Source organism: Streptomyces sp. NTD107, assembly GCF_059510435.1.
The window spans coordinates 490,024-513,148 of record NZ_JCAJZV010000002.1; the positions used below are offsets into that span (position 1 = coordinate 490,024).

General features: G+C 72.6%; 27 protein-coding genes. 11 read left to right on the top strand and 16 right to left on the bottom strand.

Annotated elements, in window-relative coordinates; translation table 11 throughout:
* The first annotated feature begins 17 nt into the window (after positions 1 to 17).
* On the top strand, positions 18 to 731 hold the full coding sequence (locus AC5WRL_RS05975; protein ID WP_496087234.1) for a hypothetical protein: 714 nt from the start codon (positions 18 to 20) through the stop codon (positions 729 to 731).
* A 293-nt stretch (positions 732 to 1,024) separates the two neighbouring features.
* On the top strand, positions 1,025 to 2,089 hold the full coding sequence (locus AC5WRL_RS05980) for a sodium:calcium antiporter (RefSeq protein WP_496087235.1): 1,065 nt from the start codon (positions 1,025 to 1,027) through the stop codon (positions 2,087 to 2,089).
* 309 nt (positions 2,090 to 2,398) lie between these two features.
* Here AC5WRL_RS05980 and AC5WRL_RS05985 read toward each other — a convergent pair whose 3' ends face one another.
* From AC5WRL_RS05985 to AC5WRL_RS05995, 3 genes are read right to left on the bottom strand one after another with little or no spacing between them, the layout of a single operon-like run.
* Positions 2,399 to 3,649 (bottom strand): MATE family efflux transporter, encoded by a 1,251-nt coding sequence (locus AC5WRL_RS05985; RefSeq protein ID WP_496087531.1) that lies wholly within the window; start codon positions 3,647 to 3,649, stop codon positions 2,399 to 2,401.
* A 26-nt stretch (positions 3,650 to 3,675) separates the two neighbouring features.
* Positions 3,676 to 5,481 (bottom strand): lipopolysaccharide biosynthesis protein, encoded by a 1,806-nt coding sequence (locus AC5WRL_RS05990; RefSeq protein WP_496087236.1) that lies wholly within the window; start codon positions 5,479 to 5,481, stop codon positions 3,676 to 3,678.
* Positions 5,482 to 5,491: 10 nt separating this feature from the next.
* Positions 5,492 to 6,763, bottom strand: a complete 1,272-nt coding sequence (locus AC5WRL_RS05995; protein WP_496087237.1) for a glycosyltransferase — start codon at positions 6,761 to 6,763, stop codon at positions 5,492 to 5,494.
* A 184-nt stretch (positions 6,764 to 6,947) separates the two neighbouring features.
* Here AC5WRL_RS05995 and AC5WRL_RS06000 point away from each other — a divergent pair, with 184 nt between their 5' ends.
* Together AC5WRL_RS06000 and AC5WRL_RS06005 are read left to right on the top strand one after the other, a co-directional pair.
* Entirely contained in the window at positions 6,948 to 7,424 is a 477-nt protein-coding gene (locus AC5WRL_RS06000; protein WP_496087238.1) for an FAD synthase family protein, read from the top strand.
* 32 nt (positions 7,425 to 7,456) lie between these two features.
* On the top strand, positions 7,457 to 8,122 hold the full coding sequence (locus tag AC5WRL_RS06005) for a LysE family translocator (RefSeq protein WP_496087239.1): 666 nt from the start codon (positions 7,457 to 7,459) through the stop codon (positions 8,120 to 8,122).
* 108 nt (positions 8,123 to 8,230) lie between these two features.
* Here the strand turns inward: AC5WRL_RS06005 and AC5WRL_RS06010 are convergent, their stop codons facing one another.
* The 3 genes from AC5WRL_RS06010 to AC5WRL_RS06020 all read right to left on the bottom strand — a co-directional run bounded on the left by AC5WRL_RS06010 (position 8,231) and on the right by AC5WRL_RS06020 (position 10,549).
* A complete protein-coding gene (locus tag AC5WRL_RS06010) occupies positions 8,231 to 8,509 on the bottom strand; it encodes a hypothetical protein (RefSeq protein ID WP_496087240.1) in 279 nt (92 codons plus the stop codon).
* Positions 8,510 to 8,583: 74 nt separating this feature from the next.
* Positions 8,584 to 9,615, bottom strand: coding sequence for an AraC-like ligand-binding domain-containing protein (locus tag AC5WRL_RS06015; RefSeq protein WP_496087532.1), 1,032 nt, complete (start codon positions 9,613 to 9,615; stop codon positions 8,584 to 8,586).
* A gap of 52 nt (positions 9,616 to 9,667) precedes the next feature.
* Complete coding sequence (locus tag AC5WRL_RS06020) at positions 9,668 to 10,549, bottom strand: LysR family transcriptional regulator (protein ID WP_496087241.1); 882 nt, start codon at positions 10,547 to 10,549, stop codon at positions 9,668 to 9,670.
* A 68-nt stretch (positions 10,550 to 10,617) separates the two neighbouring features.
* Between AC5WRL_RS06020 and AC5WRL_RS06025 the strand changes: the two genes are divergently transcribed.
* Both AC5WRL_RS06025 and AC5WRL_RS06030 read left to right on the top strand, forming a co-directional pair.
* On the top strand, positions 10,618 to 11,460 hold the full coding sequence (locus AC5WRL_RS06025) for an EamA family transporter (protein ID WP_496087242.1): 843 nt from the start codon (positions 10,618 to 10,620) through the stop codon (positions 11,458 to 11,460).
* Positions 11,461 to 11,567: 107 nt separating this feature from the next.
* Positions 11,568 to 11,732: a hypothetical protein gene (locus AC5WRL_RS06030; protein ID WP_496087243.1), complete on the top strand. Its 165-nt coding sequence runs from the start codon at positions 11,568 to 11,570 to the stop codon at positions 11,730 to 11,732.
* A gap of 22 nt (positions 11,733 to 11,754) precedes the next feature.
* On the opposite strand, the gene AC5WRL_RS06035 is transcribed toward AC5WRL_RS06030, so the two are convergent.
* Together AC5WRL_RS06035 and AC5WRL_RS06040 are read right to left on the bottom strand one after the other, a co-directional pair.
* The gene (locus tag AC5WRL_RS06035; protein WP_496087244.1) at positions 11,755 to 11,958 is read right to left on the bottom strand and encodes a DUF397 domain-containing protein; all 204 of its coding nucleotides are present in this window, start codon (positions 11,956 to 11,958) and stop codon (positions 11,755 to 11,757) included.
* A 10-nt stretch (positions 11,959 to 11,968) separates the two neighbouring features.
* On the bottom strand, positions 11,969 to 12,820 hold the full coding sequence (locus AC5WRL_RS06040) for a helix-turn-helix domain-containing protein (protein ID WP_496087245.1): 852 nt from the start codon (positions 12,818 to 12,820) through the stop codon (positions 11,969 to 11,971).
* A gap of 115 nt (positions 12,821 to 12,935) precedes the next feature.
* Between AC5WRL_RS06040 and AC5WRL_RS06045 the strand changes: the two genes are divergently transcribed.
* Positions 12,936 to 13,241: a hypothetical protein gene (locus AC5WRL_RS06045; protein ID WP_496087246.1), complete on the top strand. Its 306-nt coding sequence runs from the start codon at positions 12,936 to 12,938 to the stop codon at positions 13,239 to 13,241.
* On the opposite strand, the gene AC5WRL_RS06050 is transcribed toward AC5WRL_RS06045, so the two are convergent.
* Positions 13,238 to 13,945 (bottom strand): CDP-alcohol phosphatidyltransferase family protein, encoded by a 708-nt coding sequence (locus tag AC5WRL_RS06050; protein ID WP_496087247.1) that lies wholly within the window; start codon positions 13,943 to 13,945, stop codon positions 13,238 to 13,240. The two genes, AC5WRL_RS06045 and AC5WRL_RS06050, sit on opposite strands and share 4 nt — an antisense overlap.
* An 87-nt stretch (positions 13,946 to 14,032) precedes the next feature.
* Here AC5WRL_RS06050 and AC5WRL_RS06055 point away from each other — a divergent pair, with 87 nt between their 5' ends.
* Positions 14,033 to 15,022, top strand: a complete 990-nt coding sequence (locus AC5WRL_RS06055) for an SCO2278 family lipoprotein (protein ID WP_496087248.1) — start codon at positions 14,033 to 14,035, stop codon at positions 15,020 to 15,022.
* On the opposite strand, the gene AC5WRL_RS06060 is transcribed toward AC5WRL_RS06055, so the two are convergent.
* Positions 15,005 to 15,733, bottom strand: a complete 729-nt coding sequence (locus tag AC5WRL_RS06060) for a bifunctional DNA primase/polymerase (protein ID WP_496087533.1) — start codon at positions 15,731 to 15,733, stop codon at positions 15,005 to 15,007. The genes AC5WRL_RS06055 and AC5WRL_RS06060 overlap by 18 nt on opposite strands.
* A 107-nt stretch (positions 15,734 to 15,840) precedes the next feature.
* Complete coding sequence (locus tag AC5WRL_RS06065) at positions 15,841 to 16,497, bottom strand: TetR/AcrR family transcriptional regulator (protein WP_496087249.1); 657 nt, start codon at positions 16,495 to 16,497, stop codon at positions 15,841 to 15,843.
* A 92-nt stretch (positions 16,498 to 16,589) separates the two neighbouring features.
* Between AC5WRL_RS06065 and AC5WRL_RS06070 the strand changes: the two genes are divergently transcribed.
* A complete protein-coding gene (locus AC5WRL_RS06070) occupies positions 16,590 to 16,796 on the top strand; it encodes a DUF6243 family protein (RefSeq protein WP_496087250.1) in 207 nt (68 codons plus the stop codon).
* On the opposite strand, the gene AC5WRL_RS06075 is transcribed toward AC5WRL_RS06070, so the two are convergent.
* On the bottom strand, positions 16,793 to 17,242 hold the full coding sequence (locus AC5WRL_RS06075; protein ID WP_496087251.1) for an Lrp/AsnC family transcriptional regulator: 450 nt from the start codon (positions 17,240 to 17,242) through the stop codon (positions 16,793 to 16,795). The genes AC5WRL_RS06070 and AC5WRL_RS06075 overlap by 4 nt on opposite strands.
* 79 nt (positions 17,243 to 17,321) lie before the next feature.
* Here AC5WRL_RS06075 and AC5WRL_RS06080 point away from each other — a divergent pair, with 79 nt between their 5' ends.
* Both AC5WRL_RS06080 and AC5WRL_RS06085 read left to right on the top strand, forming a co-directional pair.
* Complete coding sequence (locus tag AC5WRL_RS06080; RefSeq protein WP_496087252.1) at positions 17,322 to 18,050, top strand: AzlC family ABC transporter permease; 729 nt, start codon at positions 17,322 to 17,324, stop codon at positions 18,048 to 18,050.
* A complete protein-coding gene (locus AC5WRL_RS06085) occupies positions 18,043 to 18,369 on the top strand; it encodes a branched-chain amino acid transporter permease (protein ID WP_496087253.1) in 327 nt (108 codons plus the stop codon). Before AC5WRL_RS06080 ends, AC5WRL_RS06085 begins: the two co-directional genes overlap by 8 nt.
* Here AC5WRL_RS06085 and AC5WRL_RS06090 read toward each other — a convergent pair.
* The 4 genes from AC5WRL_RS06090 to AC5WRL_RS06105 form a co-directional block, all read right to left on the bottom strand.
* On the bottom strand, positions 18,356 to 19,417 hold the full coding sequence (locus AC5WRL_RS06090; RefSeq protein ID WP_496087254.1) for a small ribosomal subunit Rsm22 family protein: 1,062 nt from the start codon (positions 19,415 to 19,417) through the stop codon (positions 18,356 to 18,358). The genes AC5WRL_RS06085 and AC5WRL_RS06090 overlap by 14 nt on opposite strands.
* 9 nt (positions 19,418 to 19,426) lie before the next feature.
* Positions 19,427 to 20,011: a GrpB family protein gene (locus AC5WRL_RS06095; protein WP_496087255.1), complete on the bottom strand. Its 585-nt coding sequence runs from the start codon at positions 20,009 to 20,011 to the stop codon at positions 19,427 to 19,429.
* Positions 19,995 to 21,323 (bottom strand): multidrug effflux MFS transporter, encoded by a 1,329-nt coding sequence (locus AC5WRL_RS06100; RefSeq protein ID WP_496087256.1) that lies wholly within the window; start codon positions 21,321 to 21,323, stop codon positions 19,995 to 19,997. Before AC5WRL_RS06100 ends, AC5WRL_RS06095 begins: the two co-directional genes overlap by 17 nt.
* A gap of 79 nt (positions 21,324 to 21,402) precedes the next feature.
* Entirely contained in the window at positions 21,403 to 23,049 is a 1,647-nt protein-coding gene (locus AC5WRL_RS06105; protein ID WP_496087257.1) for an alkaline phosphatase D family protein, read from the bottom strand.
* Positions 23,050 to 23,125: the final 76 nt, after the last annotated feature.

A 23,125-nucleotide genomic window follows, 5' to 3' on the forward strand; every position in this document is an offset into this window, starting at 1 on the left:
GGTCAGGATCCGGGGTTGTGACATCGACGAAGGAATCCCTGGTCCGGGCCGCCGCCCGTAACAACGCCGAGTGGTGCGCGGTGATGAGCGCGGCACACGGCGTACTGCCGGGCGGCGGCGGCTTCGGCCCGCAGGCGTGGGCCGCTCCCGCCCGTACCCCGCCGTACTACCCGGACGCGGTGACGCTGGTGCCGGGTGCCGACCCGGCCGCGCTGCTGGCGCGGATCGACACGACCGCGCCCGGGGCCACGGTCAAGGACAGCTTCGCCGACCTCGATCTGAGCGGGGCGGGCTTCCGGGTGCTGTTCGAGGCGCGGTGGATCCACCGGCCGGCGGGTCCGCCGGCCACGGCGCCGGATGCCGGGTGGGAGGTCGCGGACAACCCCGCCGCGCTCCGCGAGTGGGCCCTGGCCTGGGACGACGGGGCCGGCGACGCCGACCTCTTCCGGCCGGCGCTGTGCGCGGACCCGGATACGTACGTCCTCGCCGGACGGCACCCCGACGACGGCCGGGTGGCGGCGGGGGCGGTGGCGAGCGTCAGCGGCGGTGCGGCCGGGGTCGTCGGTGTCTCCAACGTCTTCGGCGCCGCGTGGCCACTCGCCCTGGACGCGGCGCACCGGCTGCACCCCGGCCTGCCGGTGGTCGGCTACGAACACGGCGCCGACCTCGCCGCCGCGCTGGGCCACGGCTTCGAACCGATCGGCCCGCTGCGGATCTGGCTGCACGGATAGCCCGCCGCCCGGGCCGGTCCGGTCGGTCGGCCGGGTCGGGTACAGTGGGCGGCTGCGAAGGGGAGTAGCCCCGCGATACCGGTCGTCGACACACTGGAACCCCCGGGTTCCCGGTGGCCGGGCCCGCTGACCGGCCGGAGCCGGCAGGCGGGTGGGCGAGACCTTCGGCCCATTGTCGACGACGTTTTTCATACGGTGCGTCGGCGGGGTCGAAGCTGCTGCCGCTCCCCGCGCCGGACGTTCTCGAAGCCCCCGCCGTCGCGGGAAGGCCGAACGAAGCCATGATCCATTTCGTGCTGCTCATCGCGTGCGCGGTGGCGATCTACCTCTCCTGCGAGTGGTTCGTCAACGCCGTGGAATGGCTGGGCGAACGCCTGAACGTCGGGAAGATGGCGGTCGGGACCATCCTCGCCGCCTTCGGTACCGCGCTGCCGGAGTCCGTCGTGACGCTGGTCGCCGTGACGACCGGCGCCACCGAGGAGGCCAAGGACATCGGCGTGGGCGCGGCCATGGGCGGCCCGCTCGCGCTGGCGACCGTCGCGTACGGCGTGACCGGCACGATGCTGCTGCTCAAGCGCCGCCGGGACCGCGCCCTGGTGGGCGCCGGAAGCGGTACGGGCGCGGGCGCCGGTACGGGCACGGGTACGGGGCGCGAGGCGCTGGGTGACGAGCGGGACATGCGGCGGCTGGCCAAGGACCAGAAGTGGTTCCTGCCGATCTTCGTGGTGAAAGTGGCGCTCGGCCTGATGGCGTTCGCGTTCAAGCCCGCCCTGGGTGTGCTGTTCTTCGCCGCGTACGCCGCGTACTTCTGGCGGGAGATCCGCAGCAGCCGTGCCGCCGAGGGTCCGCTGGACGGCGCGGAGGAGGACGAGCTGGAGCCGCTGAAGCTCCAGCCCAAGGCGGCCTCCCCGGCGACCTGGGCCGTGGTCCTCCAGACCCTGGCCAGCCTCGCGGTGATCTTCGTGGCCGCCCACTCGTTCGTGAAGCAACTCGACAGCATCGGCCCGATGCTGGGGCTGTCCGCCACGGTCACCGCACTGCTGCTGTCGCCGATCGCCACCGAACTCCCCGAGATCATGAACGCGGTGATCTGGGTCCGGCAGGGCAAGACCAAGCTGGCGCTCGCCAACATCTCGGGCTCGATGATGATCCAGGCCACCGTGCCCAGCGGGATCGGGCTGATCTTCACCCGCTGGCACTTCGACGGCGCGCTCCTGTGGTCCGGACTGATCACGATGGCCGCGATCGGCTACCTGCTGCTGACGATGCGCAGCCACCGACTGACCCCGGCCCGGCTGGCGGTGACGGCCGGCTTCTACGTCGTCTTCGCCCTGGGCCTGATCCCGATCCTCGGCTGACCGAACACGTGGCCCGGCCGGCAGCACGGGCGGCCGAACACGGCCGGCCGGACCACAGGGGTACCCCGGTCGGGCACCGGCACCCACACGGGCCCATCGCGGGTGGGACGGGCCGGGCGGGACGGGCGGGCCCGTCCGGGGCCAACGGGGGCCGACGCCGCGTGCGGCGCGCGGCGTGGCCCCTCAGCCGGCCCGGCCGGCCACAACACCGGGACCGCCCGGCCCGACCCACCCCGGAACGCGCCCGAACCAGGCCACCCTCACCCTCACCCTCGACCGGCCCGTCCCGGCCCGCCCCGTCCCGGCCGGCTACGTCGCCGCCGCCTCCCGGGACGGGTCCGGGCCCCGGTCGTGGGCGACGCGGACCTCGAAGGCCACCCTGGTCCAGGCCGCCACCGCCTTCGCCGCAGAGCCGGCGCACAGGCCCCAGGCCGCACCGAGGATGCCGCCGAGGGCGTAGCCGGTCAGCAGTGCCGCCACCGATACCAGCGAGAACACCAGCTGGATCGGCAGCGTGGCGCGCGGGCTCAGGACCCGCAGCGCCAGCAGGCCGCAGGTGCCCATGGCCATCGCCGCGTACTGGGTGCCGGTCGCCGGGATGAGTTGGGATGCCGACTGCCAGGTGTCACCGAGCAGTTGGCGGCCCCACCCGTCCGGCAGGACGGACAGCACCAGCGCCCACCCCGCCGCCAGCGCGGCCAGCGTGCCGCCGGCGAGCGCGGCCAGCCGGGCCTTGGCGGCGCCGGTCCGCTCGGTCAGCAGCGGCGGGCCGAAACCCGTGGCCGCGTTGAACAGCACGTTCAGCGGGCCGAATACCGTACTGGCGCCGCGCAGCGCGCCGACCGCCAGCGGGTTGGCCAGCGCGCCGAGTCCGATGATCGCCAGCTGCGACGAGGCGTTGCCGACCCCGAACTCCACCACGAACCGCTGCCCCAGATGCCCGCGCGCCAGCAGCGCCGCCGGGCGCGGCGGCCCGGCCGCGTCGGCCGTGGCCCGGTACAGCAGCCACCCGGCGAGCAACAGCGCGGGCAGCGCCGAGAGTCCCCAGGCCAGTACGAGGGTTCCCGCGCCGGGCCCGTGCGACCCGGCGGGCAGCAGCGCGAGCGCCGGTACGGCCACGGCCAGCCGCAGCACATCGGCGGCCAGGGCGAGTTGCGGCAGCCGCAGCACCGAGAAGGCGTAGCGCAGCGTGTCCTGGGTGAGCACGATCGGCAGTACCACCCCCAGCGCGGCGAGGGCGGTTGCGGACAGCGCGTACGCCGGCCCGGCCAGCACCACGCCCACCCCACCGGCGGCGGCGAGCGCGAACAGCGCGGCGGAGCGGCAGTCCCGGGCGAGTTCGGTACGGTCGCGGTCCGCGCCCCCGCGCAGCACGAGCGACTGGCCGACGTACGCGGTGCACGCGCCCAGCAGGACGGCGAAGACGGCGTAGACGATGGCGAAGTCGGCGAAGGCCCCGGCGGAGGACTGGCGGGCGGCGAACACCACCACCGCGATGTTGGTGAGGGCCGCCACCCCCTGGTCGGCGATGGAGAAGGCGACGGCGCGCCCGGGTCGTATCACTGCGGTTGGCTCACGGCTTTCTCTTAGTGGTGCCCCTCATGATCGCCCAGCTCGCTCGGGTCCAGGATCCGCAGGCCCATGGTTTCCGAATTGCTCCCTTGTGGCTCCCGTCCGGCGCCGCCCGGTTGCGACAAGCGGTGCCTGGCGACGGCGCCCTGACCCGGCGACTGACCCTGACCCTGGCCCTGACCCTGGCCGTGGCCGTGGCCGGCCGCCGGACGGACCGCCACCGCGGACCGGTCGCGGCCCGGGTCGGTGCCCTCGCCCTCGCCCTCGCGCCGGTCGGTGCCGGTCCCCCACGAGTGCAGCACCGCCCCGAGCAGCACACCGCCCGCGCCGACCACCAACTCCCTTACCCGGGTGAGGTCATCGCGGTGCACCTCGCTGGGGTCGCAGACCACCAGCACCCCGTCCACCCGGTCGGTGAGCGCGATGGCGTCCGCGTACGACAGCACGGCCGGTGCCAGCACCACGACCACCGCGCCCTTGGTGTCGGCGTGGCTGATGAGCTGGGTGGCGGCCGGGGAGGTCAGGGCGCGCGGTACGTTGCGCACCCGGCGGCCCGGCACCAGGTCGAAGATGCCGGACTCCTCGGCGTCGATCGGCACCCGTAGCCCGCTGGGCCAGTCGCCGTCGCCGCCGCGCCCGCCGGGCGAGCTGGCCCACCCGGGCCGTACGCCGTCCGCGTGCCGCAGCTGATCGGTCAGCGTGGGCGTGCGCAGGTCGGCTTCCACCAGCAGGGCGTCCATGCCCATCTCGGCGAAGGCGGCGGTGAGGTTGACGGCGGCGGCCAGCGGGGTCTCGATGCTGCCGCGCGGTGCGACGACCAGCAGCCGGCGGCGTTGCGCGAACGATTCGTCGTAGGCGAGCCGGAACGCCACCGAGCGGTATTCCTCGGCCAACCGCCCCTGGGCCAGCAGCTCTTCGGGCCCGTCGCCGCGCGCGGGGCGTGGCAGCACGCCCAGTACGGGCGCGTGCAGGGCGCGGGTGACATCGCCCGGTGAGCGGACGGTGGGGTCGAACACCAGCCGTACCCAGGCGGCGAGCAGCCCGATGCCGATGCCGACGACGTAGCCGAGGGCAAGCAGCAGTGGCAGTCCGGGGCCGGAGGGGCTGCCGGGCGGGGTGGCCTCGGTGATGATCCGGCCGCCGGTGGTGTCCAGGGAGGTGAGGCGGGCGATGGCGGCGTTGAAGTCGGAGATGGTGCTGGTGACGGTGGACAGGTCGGCGAGCGCGTTGTCGTAGGCTGCGGTGCCTTCGAAGAGGGTGCTGAGTTCGTCCTCCAGTTCGTCGCGCCGTTCCAGTTGGGGGGCGCGCTGGGTCTCCAGGGAGGTGACGCCGGCGGCGATGGTGGCGTCGGCGTCGGCCTGCCGGTTGTCGAGGTACGCGTGGACGAAGGCGTTGGCGCGTTCGGCGGCGAGGTGCGGGTCGTCGGCGGAGTAGGCGAAGCGCAGCACTTCGGTGTTGGGCGGGTTGGTGACCTGGAGGCCGCGTTTGAGCTGCTGGGCGCGGTCGGGTTCGCCGAGGGCGTCGGCGGCGCGGTGGGCGACGATGTCGCTGACGGCGGTGCGGCGTTCGGAGCCCATGGCGACGCGGTCGACGGTGCCGCCGGTGAAGGGGTCGGCGGTGGGGGTGCGTACGGTGATCTCGGCGGTGGCCACGTACGTCTCGTTGGCGGTGAGGCCGAGCCAGCCGCCGCCCGCCAGGCCGAGGAGGATGCCGCAGACGATGAGCAGCCGGTAGCGCAGCAGTTGGCGGAACTGGTCGCGCAGCAGGTCGGGTTCGTCGTACGGGGCGGCGGCGGTGTGGCCGGCGGGGGCCTCCTTCAACGGGACTCCTTCAACGGGACTCCTTGAGCGCGGGGACCGGGGCCGGCTGATGGTCCGTGATCGCCAGGGCCTCGTCCAGCAGGGCGTCGAGTCGGGCGAGTCCGGTGGCGCGGCCGAGCCGGTCGCGGGCGTAGTCGGCGCCCCGGGTGCCGATGGCGTCGGCGGCGGCCGGGTCGGCGGCGAGTTCGCGGGCGGCGGCGGCGAGCGCGGCGGGGTGTTCGGGGGGTACCAGCCAGCCGGCGGCGGAGTCCCGTATCTCCTGGGCGGTGCCGCCTTCGGCCGCGACGGAGGCGATCACGGGGCGGCCGGCGGTGAAGTAGGAGGTGAGTTTGGAGGGCACGCTCATGTCGAGGACGGCCGCCCGCTGGGTGACGACGAGGGCGTCGGCGGCGGCGAGCACGTCGGGGAAGTCGGTGTCGTCGGCGGGCGGCAGGAACTCCACATTGGGTATTCCGGCGGCGAGTTGCCGCAGTCGTTCGCGCTGGCTGCCGTCGCCCATCAGCACCACCCGGATCTCGGGGGCCTCGCGGGCCGCGCCGATCAGCACCTCAAGTCCCTGTTTGAGGCCCATGTTTCCGGAGTGCAGCAGCACGGTCTGGTGCGGTGGCCACCCCAGCCGGGCCCGTACGGCGGCGCGTGGGGTGGCCGGTCCGCTCACGTGTGCCCAGTTGGGTACGAGGCGGATTCGGTCCGCCGGGACGCCGAGCGCCATGACCCGGTCCCGGAAGGTGTCGTGGATGATCCCCACCAGGGTGGCGGCGCGCAGCATCCGGCGTTCGGCGGCGGCTGCGGCGGTGGCCGCCCGGCCGCCGCCGCGGATGCCGCTCTGCGCGGCGGCGGCGCCCATCAGGTCCTGGATGATGGGGATGTACGGCGCCCGGTGCCGGCGGGCGTACCGGGCGGCGAGCAATCCGCCTGCCAGGCTGGGCACTTGGGCGATCACCGCGTGCGGGCGCCCCATCCGGGGCGGTGCGAGCAGGCCGTGCCCGAGGATGGTGGCCTCGTACAGCGCGCGGCGCAGCGCGGTCTGGTGCGGGGGCACGGTGTGCCGGCGGCGGTGGATGAGGACGCCGGCGCGTTCGTCGACGGTGCGCCACACGCCACGGTAGGCGGGGTCGAGGCGCCAGGCGGGGTAGTGCGGTAACCCGGCCAGGACGTGTACTTCGGCGCCGCGTGCGTGCGCCCAGTGTTCGGCGAGCTGGGTGGCGTACGGGCCGATGCCGGCCTGTTCGGGCGCGTAGTTGGTGGAGACCAGCAGCAGCCGTTCATGACGTTCGCCCACAGTCGAACTTCTCCCCCCTGAAACGGGATTCCCGACAGCGCTCAGTGTCCACCCTATCCGCAGAACCTGCACCACATGTCATCAATCAGGCCCGGGGAGTGAGGATTTGGGGCTAGGGTCGGGTGGATTCGCCGCCCGCGCCAGCCGGCCGGGCCGGCCAGCGACCGCGTGGGGGTCACGAGTCATGCCGCAGGGACACGGGCAGGGTCAGGGGCAGCAGCGGGCGGGGCACGTCGTCGGCTACGCCCCCGGGGTGTACGACCTGTTCCACATCGGCCATCTCAACATCCTGCGGCATGCGCGCAGCCGCTGCGACTATCTGGTGGCGGGGGTCGTCTCGGACGAGATGGCCGCCCTGGCCAAGGGCAGGCCGCCGGTGATACCGCTGGTGGAGCGGCTGGAGATCGTACGGTCGATCCGGTACGTGGACGCGGCGTTCGTGGAGACGGTGCCGGACAAGGTGACCACGTGGCAACAGGTGCGGTTCGACATGCTGTTCAAGGGTGACGACTGGCGCGGCACGGCCAAGGGGGAGAAGCTGGAACGCGACTTCCGGCGGGTGGGCGTCGAGGTCGTCTACTTCCCGTACACCGTGCACACCTCCAGCACCCAGCTGCGCGGCGCGCTGGACGCCCTGGCGACCCGGGCGGAACAGGGCTGACACGGCCCGCGCGGTGCTGCTTTGATGAGCCCATGGTGTCCACCGACCGGCTGCTGGCCTTCGCGGCCATGTCGTTCCTGCTGATCATCATCCCCGGCCCGAGCGTGCTGTTCGTCATCGGGCGGGCCCTGGCCAAGGGCCGCCGGGCCGCGGTGACCACGGTCGTGGGCAACGCGGCCGGCGCGTATGTGCTGATCGTGGCCGTGGCGTTCGGCGTCGGGGAGTTCGTGGAGCGCTCGGCCCTGGTGTTCACCGCGCTGAAACTGGCCGGCGGGGCGTATCTGGTGTACCTGGGGGTGCGGGCGTGGCGGGAGCGGCGGGTCCTGGCCGCCGCGTTCGCCGCGGGCCCGGGCGCGGACACCGACGGCGGTCAGGGGGCGGGCCCGGGGCGGCGGCGCACGTTCTGGGAGGGGTTCGTGGTGGGGGTGACCAACCCCAAGACGATCGTGTTCTTCGCCGCCGTGCTGCCGCAGTTCGTGGACCGTGGCCAGCAGCACGCGGCGCTCCAGATGCTGCTGCTGGGGCTGGTGTTCAACCTGATCGCGCTGGCCTGCGACACCCTGTGGGGCCTGACGGCGGCCACCGCCCGCGACTGGTTCGCCCGCTCCCCGGGCCGGCTGTCGATGGTGGGCGGCGCCGGCGGGCTGGCCATGATCGGCCTGGGGGTAACGGTGGCGGCGACCGGCCGCGCGGACTGAGCGCACCGGGCGCCCTGTCGTTCAGCAGTCCTCGCGGGCGGCCCGCCCGCGCCCGCGCCCGCCGGACGGCCGACCGACCGCCCGACCGCCCGACCGGCCACGCACGGATCAAGGATGCGTGGCGGGCCGGGTGGCCAGGAGCCGGACCAGCGCGACCACCCCGCCCGGCAACAGCACGACCGTGAGGATCCCCGCCACCTCCCTCCGCAGGTTGGTGCCGCCGTTCTCCGCGAGCAGGCCGATCCACACCGAGGCGATGCCGAGGACCGAGACCGCCACGATCACCGACAGATAGGACAGCCGTACCCCCCTGGCCCGCACCGGCGCACTCGCCATCAGCAGCCACAGCAGGAGACCCCCCGCGACGATCGCGTACAGAACGGACATGAGGCGTTCCCCCCTGACATCAGCCGGCCGGTCGGTGGTGATCCCACTGTCGCCTGCCCGGGTCCGCCCCGTCCTCAGCAGGAGGCGCACGCCTCCCGCGCATTCCGCGCAGCGGCCCTGACCTCGCTCGGGGGGACCCCGCAAGCGGCACGGAAGGTCCGGCTGAAATCGGCGGCATGGCGGAATCCCCACCGCGCGGCGATCTCGCCGATCGTCCGGTGCCGCAGTGCGGGGTCCGCCAGTTCGGCGCGGCAGTGCTCAAGACGGCGGCGGCGGATCGCGGCGGCCACGGTCTCCGGTTCCGCGCGGAACAGCAGATGGAGCGAGCGCACCGAGAGATGATGGTGCGCCGCGATGGTGGTGGGGCTCAGCCCGGGGTCGGCCAGATGGTGACCGATGAAAGCGTTGATCCGGGCCAGCAGTGCCGCTTTGCGTGTTTCGACCGGCAGTTCGTCCTCGGCGCCGAGCCGGGCCGCCAGCAGGGAGGCGGTCAGATCGACCGCGATGGCGCCCAGCCGGGCCAGCTCCGCCGGTCCGCAGGCGCGCGCGGCGTCCGGCAGCCCCTTCAGATAGGGGCCGAGCAGGGCGGCTGACCCCGTACGGACCGGCAGCGGCTCGGCCAGCAGCCGGTCCGCACGGCCACCCGCCAGTGGGAGGACGGTGCGCGGCAGCCGTAACAGCGTCACCGTGACGGGCCGGCCCCGGTCGTGGAACTCGCAGGCCACCGGGTGCGAGGTGGAGAACAGGGCCATGCCGCCCGCGGCCAGGCAGGCGACCGAGCGGGCTTGTTCCAGCCGGAGGGAACTGTCCCGGACCAGCATCAGGAAGTACTCCTCGGCATCCCGGCGGCGGATCTGCACCGGCGAACGGCGAGCCGTCAACGGGGAGTTGCTGAAGGTGGACACCTGTCCGTACGGCAACTGCACGGCCTCCATCCGGCCGTGGAATCCGGCCGTGTGCGCGCTGCGGATGGACAGGGACATGACCTCGCGGCCGACCAGGTCGGACCACCAGCCGAACCGCTCCGGCGCGGGGATGGCGTCGGCGTCCACCGCCACCACCGCACCGTCCGCTGTGACGCCCTGTTCCGACGCCCCCGTACGCATGGACACAGCACGATGGTGTCAGGTCGGGGCGCCCTCCGAGAAGGCTCTGCCGTTACCGTGCGGACGCCGCCCGCGGCCCGTACAGCTCGGTCAGCAGCGCTACTGCGTCCCGGGTGGCGGGGTGCGGGTCGGGGTGGCGCCAGATGAGGTGGACGGGGACCGGCGGGGCGTCGCGCAGCGGGCGGTAGGTGATGCCGTCGCGGCGGTACTGGGCGGCGGTGGCCCGGGGGGTGACCCCGACGCACCGGCCGGTGGCGATGGCGGCGAGCCAGTCGTCGATGTCCTGGGTGTACTCGACGGCCGGCCGGGCGCCGTCCGGCCACAGGTCCAGGGTGGTGGTCCCGGTGCGCCGGTCCACGATCAGCGTACGGTCGCGGACCTCGGCCAGCCGGACGCTGCGGCGCGTCACCCACGGGTCGTCGGAGGCGAGGGCGATCATGCGGGGCTCCTGCCCGACGAGCGCGTGGGCGTAGCGGCGGGTGTCGACCGGGGTACGGACGACGGCCAGGTCGCACTTGCCCTCGGCGAGCCCGCCGGTGGGGGTGTTGGTGCGGACCAGATGCAGTTCGACGTCCGGGTGGCGGTCGTGCCAGCGGCGCTGGAACTCGGCGGTGTGGCGGCCCATCGCGGACCAGGCGTGGCCGAGGTACAGCCGGGTGTGGCCGGTGGTCGCCTCGCGGACCAGTTCGTCGGCGTCGGCGAGCAGTTGCCGGGCGCGGGCGAGGACCCGTACCCCGGCGGCGGTCGGGGCGACGGTGCGGCTGGTGCGGTGCAGCAGCCGCACGCCGAGGATTCCCTCCAGGGCGCGCAGGGTGCGGGAGACGGCGGCCTGGGAGACGCCCAGTTCGATGGCGGCGTCGGTGAAGGTGCCGGCGTCGGCGATCGCGACCAGGCAGCGCAGGTGCCGCAGCTCGATGTCGTGAGGTCCTTCCATACGCTCAGCGTATAGATGCGGCGCCGAACACATTTTGTCCGGCACCCGGCACGCCGCAGGGTCGTGCCATGTCTCTCCCCTCGCGTGCGTCCGGAATCGGCCTGATGGTGGGCAGCGGCCTGTCCAACCAGGTCGGCGCCTCGGTCGCCGCGCTCGCCTTCCCGGTGCTGGGGCCGGTGGGCGTGGTGGCGGTACGGCAGTGGGTGGCCGCCGTGGTGCTGCTGGGCGTGGCCCGGCCCCGGCTGCGCGGGTTCGGCGCGGCGCAGTGGCGTCCGGTGCTGGGTCTTGCCGTGGTGTTCGCGACGATGAACGTGACCCTGTACGCGGCGATCGACCGGATCGGGCTGGGTCTCGCGGTCACCCTGGAGTTCCTGGGCCCGCTGACGGTGGCGCTGCTCGCCTCGCGCCGCCGGACGGACCTGGTGTGCGCGCTGGTCGCGACGGCCGCGGTGGTCGTCCTGGTCCGCCCGCGCCCGAGCACCGACTACGCCGGGATCGCCCTGGGCCTGGTGGCCGCGGTGTGCTGGGCCTGCTACATCCTGCTGAACCGCACGGTGGGCCGACGGATACCGGGCCTGGAGGGCTCGGCGGCAGCGGCGGCGGTGTCCGGCCTGCTGTACATACCCGTGGGCGTGACGATCCTGTGCCTGCGCGAGCCCACCCCGCACGCCCTGTTGTACGCGCTGACGGCGGGCATCCTCTGCTCGGCGGTCCCCCTGCTGGCCGACCTGCTGGCCCTGCGCCGCGTCCCGCCCCACTTCTTCGGCATCTTCATGAGCGTCAACCCGGTCTTCGCCGCCCTGATCGGCCTGCTGGTCCTGAACCAGCACCTGGACGTGTGGTCCTGGGCGGCCATCACGGTGATCGTGGCGGCCAACGCCGTGGCGGTGGGCGGCGGCGGGGCCCGCTGACCTCCGACCAACAGGCGTTCCCCATGCACGAAAAGGGGCAGCCATCTCCTTCTGAAGCCGAGGGGCGGGAGGCCGTGCCTGGCTGGAGATCACCGGAAAATGTCAGGATGGAAGTCTTCGCCAACCTCGGTCCACATCGCCGACAGCGTTGGGGAGGTGCGACGCGGCGCCCGCTCGTCCGCCGGGCCGAACTCGGCGACCATCCGCAGCTGGTCACCCCCCTGCGCCACCACGCGGCCCGGCTGCTGGGCTCGCTGACCGAGCAGCCGTAGCCGAGGCCGCTCGCCCGCCCGATCAGGCGGGCAGGCGGCCGGCTTTGATCGCCAGGAGCAGGGCGCTCAACGCGGGGCGCCGAGCTGTCAGGACCACCTCGGGTTCGTCGCTTTCGCGCAGGTGCAGAGGCGTACCGGAGAGGGCGGTTGTCGCTATCTCCAGGCACTCGTTGTCGGGGCCGTTGCCCGAGAAGCTTGATTTTTGCCAGCCTGTTGCAGCAGGCATGGTGATCGCCTCACAGTTCTCGCTCGATCTGTCTCATGCGGTCCCGCGACTCAATCACATCGAGTGCGTCTTCTCTCAGCCTGTCGAAGAGGGTCCGATAGCGCGCGAGCTGCGAGAGCGCGTCGAGAAAGACGATGCCGTGCGGTGTGTCCAGTTGGACGGTATCCAGTTGCGGCACCAGGCCACCCGCGTAGTACATGGTGGCACCGGCTCCGGCGAAAGCGTCCGCCTCGAACGGGATGACCCGGATCTCGGCCCGCCCCGACTCCGAGCACGCACACAGGTGCCTCAGCTGCTTGCGCGCGACCTCCGAGCCGCCGACTCTTATGCGCAGGGCAGCCTCGTGGATGATGGCCACGACATCCGGGAAGGGATCACGCTCGAAGAACACCTGCCGCTGCATGCGGTGGGCCACCCGGGCGTCCAACTCGCCCGGTTCCAGTTCCGGGACCGCGTAGGCGAAACTCGCCCGTGCGTGAGCTTCGGTTTGCAGCAACCCAGGTACGTGCGCGATCTGCACGAGGTGCAGATAGGCGGCACGATGTTCGAGCTCGGCCAGGTCCAGCGAACCGGGCGAGAGAACCTCACGGTAGGCATCCCACCAACCTCGCCCGCCTTCCCCCGCCATCACCACGAGGGCGTCCACCAACTTCCGGTCCTGGCAGGCGTACAGCCCCGCCATGCGGCGCAGGCGTTCCTCGCTCACCCCTGACCGCCCGGATTCCATGTGACTCATCTGAATCGGGTTCGTCCCCAGCAGTCCAGCTGCCTCCTTGGCCGAGAGACCGGATGTCTCACGCAACTTCCGCAACTCGGTGCCCAAGCGCTGCTGCCTCGCGGTCGGCTGACTCCTCGGTGGCATCTGCCGGTTCCCTTCGGGTGGTTGAATCCAGGCTCCTCACCATAACCTTGCGCCGTCGCATGATTATGGTCTACCGTCAGTGTCGTCCTGATCACACTTCGGCTGATGGGAGTACATGGTGACTCAGCACGGCATCGAGCTTGGCGATGACCCCTACGACGAGAAGTTGCACGCCTTCGTCCGAGCGTCCGCTCCCAGGATGTACGCACTGGTCGAGGAGTCCTATGACAGCGGCACCGCCCGGGTCTCCGTGGTGGGGTGGGGGTTGGCGTTTCCCACCGGGCCCACGGAGGTGGTCGAGGAGGGCATCCGGGATCGGATCGTCAGTGACTCGCCCGAGTCCGCCGCCGACCTCATGGCGTTCATGCGGCAGCAGTCCGTGTACGTCGTGTGGCCCGACGCCGAAGCCGAAGCCGCTTAGCGGAGTTCGCGGTACCACTTCGTCAGGAAGGCCGCACAGAACAGGACATACGCGGCGCACAGCGTCAGATAGCCCAGTCGGAAGGCGGTTTCGTCGCCCAGCAGCAGGAACAGGGCGCACAGTACGCCGTAGTCCACCGGGAGGAGGGCCACCGACCGTATCGGGGACGGCGGCTGTGCGGGCTCGCCCGTCCGCTTCGGTTTCAGTTTCTCCCGCAGCAGGCCCGCGAAGAAGATCACCACCGCCGCCAGTTGGAACAGCAGCGGCAGCAGCAGCCAGCCCTCGGCCGGGAGGTCGAAGTGGCGGTAGAAGGTGATCAGGACGACCGCGTGCAGCGCCGTGATCTTCGCGGCGTCGACCACGTGGTCAAGCCACTCCCCCACCGCGCTCGACTCGCCGCGTAGACGGGCCAGTTGGCCGTCCGCCGAGTCCAGGGCGAAGCCCAGGACCAGGCCCGGGTAGACGAAAGCCGCCAGGGCCCACGACGGCGGGTACAGGGCGACCGCCGCCAGGGCGGCGTAGCTCACCAGGGCCGACAGCAGCGTGACCTGGTTGGGGGTGCGGCCGGTGCGGAACGCCGCCGCGGCCAGGACACGGCCCAGCGGGCGGTTGACGTGGCGGGAGTAGAGCGAGACGCCCTTCGCGGACTTCTGCGCGGTGCGCAGTTCCCGTAACGCCGCCGTGAAGGTCCTGGTCCCCGCCATGGTTCGCATCCTCCCATGCGAGGGCTGCCTGCGGGCACGGTTACGATGCCTGGGCCAAAGCAAGAAGGTATGGGGAGGGCGTCAACCATGCGGGTGCGAGCGCGGGTGGCCAGGACCGCCGTGGGCGTGGTCATGGCGGTGGCCACGGCCGCTTCCGTGTCGGGTTGTGTCACGGTGCACGGGGAGACCGCCATCGTGCCGGCCGCCTCACAGGAGGAGGCGGCGGAAGCGCTCGATCACTTCGTCGAGGTGAGCAACGAGTCCAACGCCGCCTATGACGCCGAGCTGAACGAGACGATCGAGAACGGCCCGCTGGGCCAGATCGATCACGCCGGTCTGGTGGCGCGCGGCGAGGTGACCCCGGGCGGGAACCCGGACTTCGAGCCGCTGGAGCTCACCGACACCCGGTTCCTCATACCCCAGCAGGCCGGCTGGCCGAAGTTCTTCGTCGCCGACACCGCGACCAATCGCAGCGGGGACAACCGCTGGCTGATGGTGTTCACCCGGGGCGGGCTGGAGGAGGACTGGCTGGCGTCGTATCTGACCGTGCTGGAGCCGTCCGCCGTGCCGGAGTTCGCCGTGGACGAGGACGGGTTCGTCGAGGACATCCCCATTTCCGCGGACAAGGACGACGATGCCGGGCTCGTGCTGCCGCCCGCGCTGCTGAGCGAGACGTACAACGACTTCCTCGGCTCCAAGGCCGGGCCGTTCGAGGACGGCACGTACACCACCGGCGCCGTCGAGCGCCGTGAGGAGTCCAACAACAACCCGGCCTTCGCCATGCAGTACCAGGACTCGGTGCCCACCGAGCCGGACTTCGCCCCGCTCGCGCTGCGCGACACGGACGGCGGCGCGCTGGTGTTCTTCGCGACCCGGCACCACGAGAAGCAGACGATGGCGGAGGGCGAGACTCCGGTGGTCGATCCGCTGGTGGAGGCGCTCATGGAGGGCAGCGCCGAGACGTCGGTGACGCTGGTACGGGTCGCCATGCACGCCGCCCTCGTACCGGCGGCCGGTCAGGGCGACATCACCGTACCGAGCCGGATCACCGGGGTGACCTCAGCCGTGGGTGAGTGACCCGCTCTGCCGCTCGGCCCGGGCCAGCTCGGCGCAGGCGTCCGTCAGCGCTTCCAGGAGGGTGAGCGGCTCGGGCAGCGGCCGGCCGCCGTCCGGTTCGCGGAGCCAGCGGACCCCGGCCGCCGCCGCGCCGCCCCCCGCGCCGGTCACCCGGGACGGCGGCACCAGGACGTAGCTGCCACGGCAGTGCCAGCGCAGCCCGGGGTGTTCGTCCATGGTTTCGGGGAGGCAGTCCAGGACGCAGGGCCACCACTCGTCCTCGTCGTCGGGGGTGCCCCGGGTGGCGGTGAAGAACAGCATCCGGTCGGGGTCGGCGATCGCGACCGGGCCGGTGTCGGTGCCTTCGGCGGCGAGCCGTTCCAGTGCGGCGTGGCCGGCCTCGGCCGGAACGTCCAGCACGTCGTGGGTGACACCGGTCGCCGTAATGAAATTCGCCTCCTGGTCGGCGCGTAGCCAGGCCAGGAGGCGTTCGGTGTCGGTGGTCGCCTGGGTCTGCCAGGCGAGAGATACCGGGTGACGACCGGGGGTCGGACAGCCGATGCGCTCGCAGGAGCAGCCGTAGCCCTGGGGGTGGGCGGCGGGCGCCAGCGGGAAGCCGGCCCGGGCGGTGGCGAGCAGCAGTTCCTCACGGGCCTGGGCGGCGGCGGCCGAGTCGGCGGCGGCGCGGGCGCCACGGCGCATCCAGCGGGGAAGTCTGCGCTCTTTTTCCATCGGCTGAGGTCGCCTCACTTCCGTCCCGCTCCTCGTCCTGCCTGCTCCGTGACATTACCGGATCGGACATCGCCGCGTGCGCGGATGGGGGCGGGGTGCGGCGAGGGTCACTCGCGCGGGAGGAGTCCGCGCAGCGCGTGGTCCACGACGGCGTCGGTGAACGCGTACGTGAGCGGGGCGCTGCGGGTGAGCCAGCGCTGGCCGAACGGGGCGAGCATCAGCTCGGCGGCGATCCGCAGGTCGGCGGCGGGGTCGAGTTGACCGGCGAGCTGGGCGGCGCGCAGCCGGTCCATGTAGACGCGGACGCCGCGTTCGGAGAGCCGGGTGACGAAGGAGTGGGCCAGCTCGGGGTCGCCGGCGGCGGCGATGGCGAGGGCGCGGTACGGGGCTTCGAAGGCGGGGTCGTTGAACTCGTCGACGGTGGCGCGCAGGACGCCCTTGAGGTCGGCGGCGAGGTCGCCGGTGTCGGGGAGCGGGGCTTCGTCGCCGGGGTTGTCGACGCCGGCGGTGAAGGCGTCCAGGAGGACGGCGGCCTTGGAGGGCCACCAGCGGTAGATGGTCTGTTTGCCGACGCCGGCCTGGGCGGCGATGGCCTCGATGGTGAGTTTCGCGTAGCCGACCTTGCCGACGAGGTCGAGGCTGGCGTCGAAGATCGCCTGCCGGGAGCGGGGGTTCTGGCGGGCCGGGTCGGGGGCCTTGGGGGTGGCGGGGGCGGAGGGTGCGCGGGTGGCGCGGGGGGTGGAGTGCGGTGACGTCGTTCCCATGGGGGCAGTGTAATGAGAAAAGACGTTTGACAAGACGATACGTCTCGTTCAGTCTGAAGGAGCGACACCGTCCGAACCGGAGGAGGAACGGCATGAGCAAGGGACGCAGCGGCGCCATGATGGGCGTCGGCGGGCCCCGTACCCACCTGTCCCGCAAGCAACTGCGCGCCGGCAGGGGCGCCGCCGGTGCGGGCGGGGGCGGACAGGACGCGGCGGCGGCGCGGAAGCGGGAACTGCTGGAGAAGCTGCGCGAGCGCGAGCAGCACAACAACAGCAACAGCAACAGCAACGACGGCTAGCGGGACCCCGGCGCGGGCTTGACGGTCTTCATGGTGAAGTGCGAGGTGACGTTCTTGACCCGGGGGATCGTCATGACCCGCCGGCTGAGGAAGGACTCGTACGCGGCGAGGTCGGCGACCGCCACCCGCACGAAGTAGTCGGGGCTGCCGAACAGCCTGCGCAGCTCGATCACTTCCTCGGCCCCGGCCAGGGTCCCCTCGAAGCGTTCGACGGTCTCGGCGTCCTGCGCATCGAGGGTCAGGTCGATCAGCACCTCGAAGGACCGGCCCAGCGCGACGAGATCGACGACGGCCCGGTAGCCGCTGATCACCCCGGCCGCCTCCAGGCGCTGCACCCGCCGCAGACACGGGCCGGGGGTGAGACCGACCCGGCGCGCCAGATCGACGTTGGTCAGCCGGCCGTCGCGCTCCAGCTCGGCGATGATTGCTCGATCCGTGGCATCCATGCGGATATATTGCCCTCCAGCAGCCCAGGTGGGCAATATTCGCAACCACATGTCACGGGTTTCGCGGGACCATGAACGGGTGCGACACCACCACACCCGCGACATACGGCACCGGCACCGGCGACAGCTGGCGGCCGGCGTGCGCGACTCCTTCTCCGCCGGCCTGGGGATCTTTCCGCTGGGCATCGCCCTGGGCATGCTGGTCCTCCAGGCCGGCCTGCCCTGGTGGCTGACCCCCGCCCTGTCCCTGGCGGCGTTCGCGGGCTCCCTGGAACTTCTGCTCGTCGGCATGGTCGGCGCGGTCACCCCGCTGGCCGCCGTCGCGCTGACCACTCTGGCAGTGAACTTCCGGCATGTCTTCTATGCCTTCTCCTTCCCGCTGCACCTGGTCGGGAATCGGCTCGCCAAGGCGTACGCCGTCTACGCGATGATCGACGAGGCGTACGCGGTGAGCGCATCGCTGGCCCCCGCGGAACGCTCGGCCCGCCGGCTGCTCGCGATGCAGTTCGCCTGCCAGCTCTACTGGGTGGGCGGCGGGCTGGCCGGGGTGGTGATCGGCGCCGCGCTGCCCGCCCCCGTCGAGGGCCTGGAGTTCGCCCTGTGCGCGCTGTTCACCGTGCTGACGCTCGACGCGTTCCGCTCCCGCCGGGAGCTGCCGTCGGTGCTGCTCGCGGGCGGGAGCGTCGCGGCGGCGCTGCTCCTGACCCCGGGCGCCGCGCTGTTCAGCGCGCTCGTGCTCTTCGTCGGCCTGCTGCTCGCCCGCCACATCCGCCACATCCGTACCGGCCAGGAGCCCGTCGATGCCTAGCACCCCGTACCTGCTCGCGGTCCTGGCGATCGTCTTCGGCATCACCATGGCCCTGCGCGCCGTGCCGTTCGCGGTGCTGCGCACCCTGCGCGGCTCGGCGGTGGTCCAGCGGCTCGCGGTGTGGATGCCGGTCGGAATCCTGGCGATTCTCGCCGTGACCTCCCTGCACTCCACGGTCGTCGCGGCACCGCACGCCGCGCACTACGCGCTGCTGGCGGTCGCCGTCACCGCCGGGGTGCATCTGGCCTTCGGCCGCCGCACCCTTCTCAGCGTGGGCATCGGCACGGCCGTCTATGTCGTGCTCGTCAACGCCCTGTGAGGTCCGGGAGATCCGGGCGGTCCGGGCGGTCCGGGAGATGCGGGAGATTCGGGGGCCAGGGGGCGCCCCAGGTGGTGTCGCGGGCGGCGCGGTACGTCGCGCCGTGGCGCTTGGTGACCGTCTCGCGGCGCAGCTCGCCCTCCGCCGTGCACAGGTCGAGGAGCACCTGGCCCTTGCGCAGTTGCGGCTTGCGGACGACCCGGGCCGCGGCCGGCCCGGCGGGCGGCAGCGCCGTGGCGGCGACGTAGGCGAACTTCTCGTCCTCGTACGGCAGCACCCCGCCCTTCACCTGCCGGTGCAGGGCGGAGCGGGTCACCCGGGCGGCGAAGTGGCACCAGTCGGTGCCGGGCTCGATCGGGCAGCGGTCGCTGTGCGGGCAGGGGGCGACGACGCGCAGCCCGGCGGCGGTCAGCCGGTCGCGGGCGGTCCTGATCCGCAGATAGCCCTCGGGCGTGCCGGGCTCGATCAGCACCACGGTGCGGCCCGCCCGCGCGGCGGCGTCCGTAACGGTGTCGCGGTCGGCCTCGGTCAGCTCGCCCAGGACGTACGAGATGGTGATCAGCTCGGCCTCGGGCAGTTCGAGGCCGGTGCCGATCCGCTCCTGCCGCCAGCGGGCGGACCGTACGGCGGGCTCGGCGGCACCGGCGGCCAGCTCGCGGCCCAGCTCCAGTGCGGGGCCGGCCCAGTCGATGACCTCGGTGCGGCGCTCGGCCGGCCAGCGCTCGGCCGCCGCCCACAGGGCGGCGCCGGTGCCGCCGCCCACGTCCACATGGCTGCCAGGCGTCCAGCCGGCCGGCAGCCGGCCGGCCAGTTCGCCGAGCGCCGCCGACACCGCCTCGAAGGTGGCGGGCATCCGGTACGCGGCGTACGCGATGGCGTCGGCCCGGTCCCGCAGCACGGGGGCGTGCGTCTGGGTACGCCCCCGGTAGCTGGCGATCAGCCGCTCCACGGCGGCGGCGGTCCGCTTGGGCGGCAGTCCGTCGAGCAGCCGGTCCAGCGCGGCCCGCAGTTGCCCGGAAGCGGTGGCGGTGGCGATGGGCGTGGTCACCCGGTCATCCTAATTGCCGGGAGGAACGGTCCAGCCGTTGCCGGTCGCCCAGTGTTCGGCGGCCGTCATGAGGATCTCCGTGGCCGGGGCCTTGATCCGGCCGTAGTCCAGCAGGTCGGGCACGCTGCGCGCCAGGTGCTGCTTGAAGGCGCCCCATGCCGCGCGGGCCGGCTCGTCCGCGCGCAGATAGTCGCGGAAGAGCAGCGCGTAGCGGGTGTTCTGGCCGCCCGCCGTGCGGAGGTGGATGTTGCAGGGGCGTTCGCCGGCCGGTGGGGCGAAGACCAGTTTGGCGCAGGGCCGGCCGGCCACATACTCGGTGTGGTTCCACGGTTCGGGGCGCAGCCGGAAGCCGATCGCCTCCAGGAGCGGTACGTCCCGGGTGGCGTCCGGCCGGGCCAGCCGGATCTGGATGTCGACGCAGTCCTTCGCGGCGAGGCCGGGCACCGAGGTGGAGCCGATGTGGTCCACCGCCACCACGGGCGCGCCGGTCATGGCGGTACGGAGCCGGGCCGCGAGTGCCGCGTACTCGGCCGCCCACTGCGGGCGGTGGCCGACGACGGACACCGCCCGGGCCGTCTCATCGGGGAACGGCACGGCGGCGGCGCTTGGGAAGGCACAGGAGGACGAAGCACAGGGCCGCCAGCAGCACCGAGGTGAGCTGGACGATGGCCATCGGGACGGCGGTGTCCTCGCCGGCGACGCCGACCAGGGGGGAGGCGACGGCGCCGATGAAGAACTGGGAGGCGCCCAGCAGCGCCGAGGCGGAGCCGGCCGCGTGCGGGGCCCGCATCAGGCCCTCGGAGTTGGCGTTGGGCAGCACCAGGGCCATCAGGCCCATCAGGCAGAACAGCCCGATCGAGACCGGGATCAGCCCAGCCTCGCCGAACACTCCGCTCGTCATCAGCAGCAGGGCCACGGAGACCACGATCAGCAGGGTGAGACCGATGCCGATGATGCGGTTGAACGACACCCGTCCGACGAGGATCTTGCCGTTGATCTGGCTGACGCCGACCAGCGCGATGGAGTTCAGCATGAACAGCAGGCTGAAGGTCTGCGGCGAGGCCCCGTAGATCTCCTGGACGACGAACGGCGAGGCGGCCACGTACGCGAAGAGCGCCGCGAAGGTGAGCGCGCCGACCAGCAGGTAGCCGGTGAAGACCCGGTCGGTGAACAGTCCGCCCATCGCCCGCAGCGCCGCGCCCACGCCGCCGCCGTCGCGTCGCCCGGCGGGCAGCGTCTCGGGGAGCCAGCGGGCGACGATCAGGGTGAGGAGGAGGCCGGAGCCGGCGAGGACGAGGAAGACGCCGCGCCAGTCGGTCAGCCGCAGCAGCTGGCCGCCGAAGACGGGGGCCAGGATGGGGGCGGCGCCGGAGATGAGCATCAGGGTGGAGAAGAAGCGCGCCATGGCCAGGCCGTCGAACATGTCGCGGACGACGGCGCGGGCGATGACGATGCCGGCGGCGCCGGCCAGGCCCTGGACGGCGCGGCAGGCGGTGAGCACTTCCACGGTGGGGGCGACGGCGCAGGCGAGGGAGGCGGCGACGTAGCAGACCATGCCGGCCAGCAGCGGGCGGCGGCGGCCGAGCTGGTCGCTCATGGGGCCGACGATCAGCTGGCCCAGGCCCAGGCCGAGGAGGCAGGCGGTGAGGGTGAGCTGGACGGTGGCGGCGCCGGTGTTGAGGTCCTGGGTGACCTCGGGGAGCGCCGGGAGGTACATGTCGATGGAGAGGGCCGGCAGCGCGGAGAGGCTGCCGAGGATGAGGGTGAGCAGCAGTCCGGCCCGCTGCCGTTTGGTGAGTTCGGGTGCTGCGGCGGGAGCGGGCCGGACTTCGGGGGACTGCGCCGGGGTTGCGGTGGGGACGGGGATGGGGGCGGCCGTGTTCGGCTGGCTGCCGGGCTGATTCATGCACCTCTCCGGTACTCGCTGAGACCGCCCAATCGTCCCATGATCCGGCCACCGTTCTATATGGTTTTCGTTCGGAAGATCACGCTGGGGAGAGTCCGGGCTCCCCCGCCGGCGACACGAACGACGCCGCCGTGCTCACCGCACCACCCGGCACGGTGACCCCCGACACCACCCGGTAATCGGCCCGCACCTGCCGCTCGTCCAGGCTGACCAGCACATAACCGCGCCGCCCGTCGTAGAAGCGCAGATGCGGATTGACCGTCATCATCGCCTCCCAGTTGGCCGGCCGCTGCGCGCCGTTCCCGCCGCTGGAGATCGAGGTGGTGACCAGTTCCACACCGAGCGTCCGGGACGCCTGGTCATCGAAGTCCTCCTTGATGTCGAACGCGTGATGCACGTGTACATCCCCGGTGAACACCACGAGATTGCGTACCCCGGTCTCCCGCACCGTGCGCAGCAGCCGCTCCCGCGCCCACGGGTAGCCGTCCCAGGCGTCCATCGCCAGCGGCCACGGCTCGGCCAGCTGATTGCGCCGCCGGGAGACGACGATCTGCTGCGGCACCACGTTCCACAGCGCCCGCGAGGTGCGCCAGCCGTCCGCCAGCCACCGCTCCTGCGCCGGGCCAAGCAGCTGCCGGTCCGGTGCCTCGGAGTCGGCGGTGGGCAGCTTCCAGCCGTCGCCGTTCGCCTGGTCGGCGCGGTACTGGCGGGTGTCCAGCACATCCAGCTGCGCGAGCCGGCCGAAGTGCAGCCGCCGGTAGAGCCGCAGATCAGGACCGTCCGGGAGCTGCGGGCGGCGCAGCGGCAGATTCTCGTAGTACGCGCGGTACGCCGCCGCCCGGCGCACCAGGAACTCCGCCTCGGGGTCGTGGTCCTGGGAGATGGCGGAGGCGTAGTTGTTGTCCACCTCGTGGTCGTCCCACGTCACGATCCACGGGTGTGCCGCGTGGGCGGCCTGGAGGTCGGGGTCGGCGTGGTAGAGGGAGTAGCGCAGCCGGTAGTCGTCGAGGGTGACGGTCTCGCGGTTGTAGTGCGCGGGCAGCCGCTGGTCACCGGTGTACGCGCGGGCGCCGCCGGCCGCGTTGATCGCGTACTCGTAGAGGTAGTCGCCGAGGTGGACGACGGCGTCGATGTTCTCCTCGGCGGCGAGGTGCCGGTACGCGGTGTAGTAGCCCTGGTCGTACCGCTGGCAGGAGACGAGCGCGAAGCGCAGCCCGCCGCCGACCCGGGAGTGGCGGGCGGGGGCGGTACGGGTGCGGCCGGTGGTGGAGGTCCACTCCCCCACCCGGAACCGGTAGTAGTAGTCGGTGCCGGGGGCCAGCCGCCCTGGCTCCACATGCACGGAGTGGTGGAACTCGGGGTGGGCCAGGACCGTTCCCCCGCGCACCGCCCGCCGGAACTCGCGGTCGCGGGCGATCTCCCAGCGTACGGCGATGGGTTCGGGCGGCAGTGCGGAGTCGGCGGCGTAGGGATCGACGGCGAGCCGGGTCCACAGCACGACCGAGTCGGGCTGCGGGTCGCCGGAGGCAACGCCGAGGGTGAAGGGGTCGCCGGCCAGGTCGGCGGCGTCCGCCGGGGCCGCGGCGTGCGCGGTGCCCGCGCCCGGCAGGCCGACGGAGAGCGCGAGCGCGGCGGCGGCGCCGGTCACGGTGACGAATCTCCGCCGCCCCAGGGAGCGGGCGGCGGCACGCAGTTGCTCGGAGAAGTCTTCGGAAATCTGCGTCATGGGGATGAGTGCAGCGAGCGCACTCATCCGGCATCTGGCATGGATGCGTCAAGGATATGGCGATTCGATGACTCCT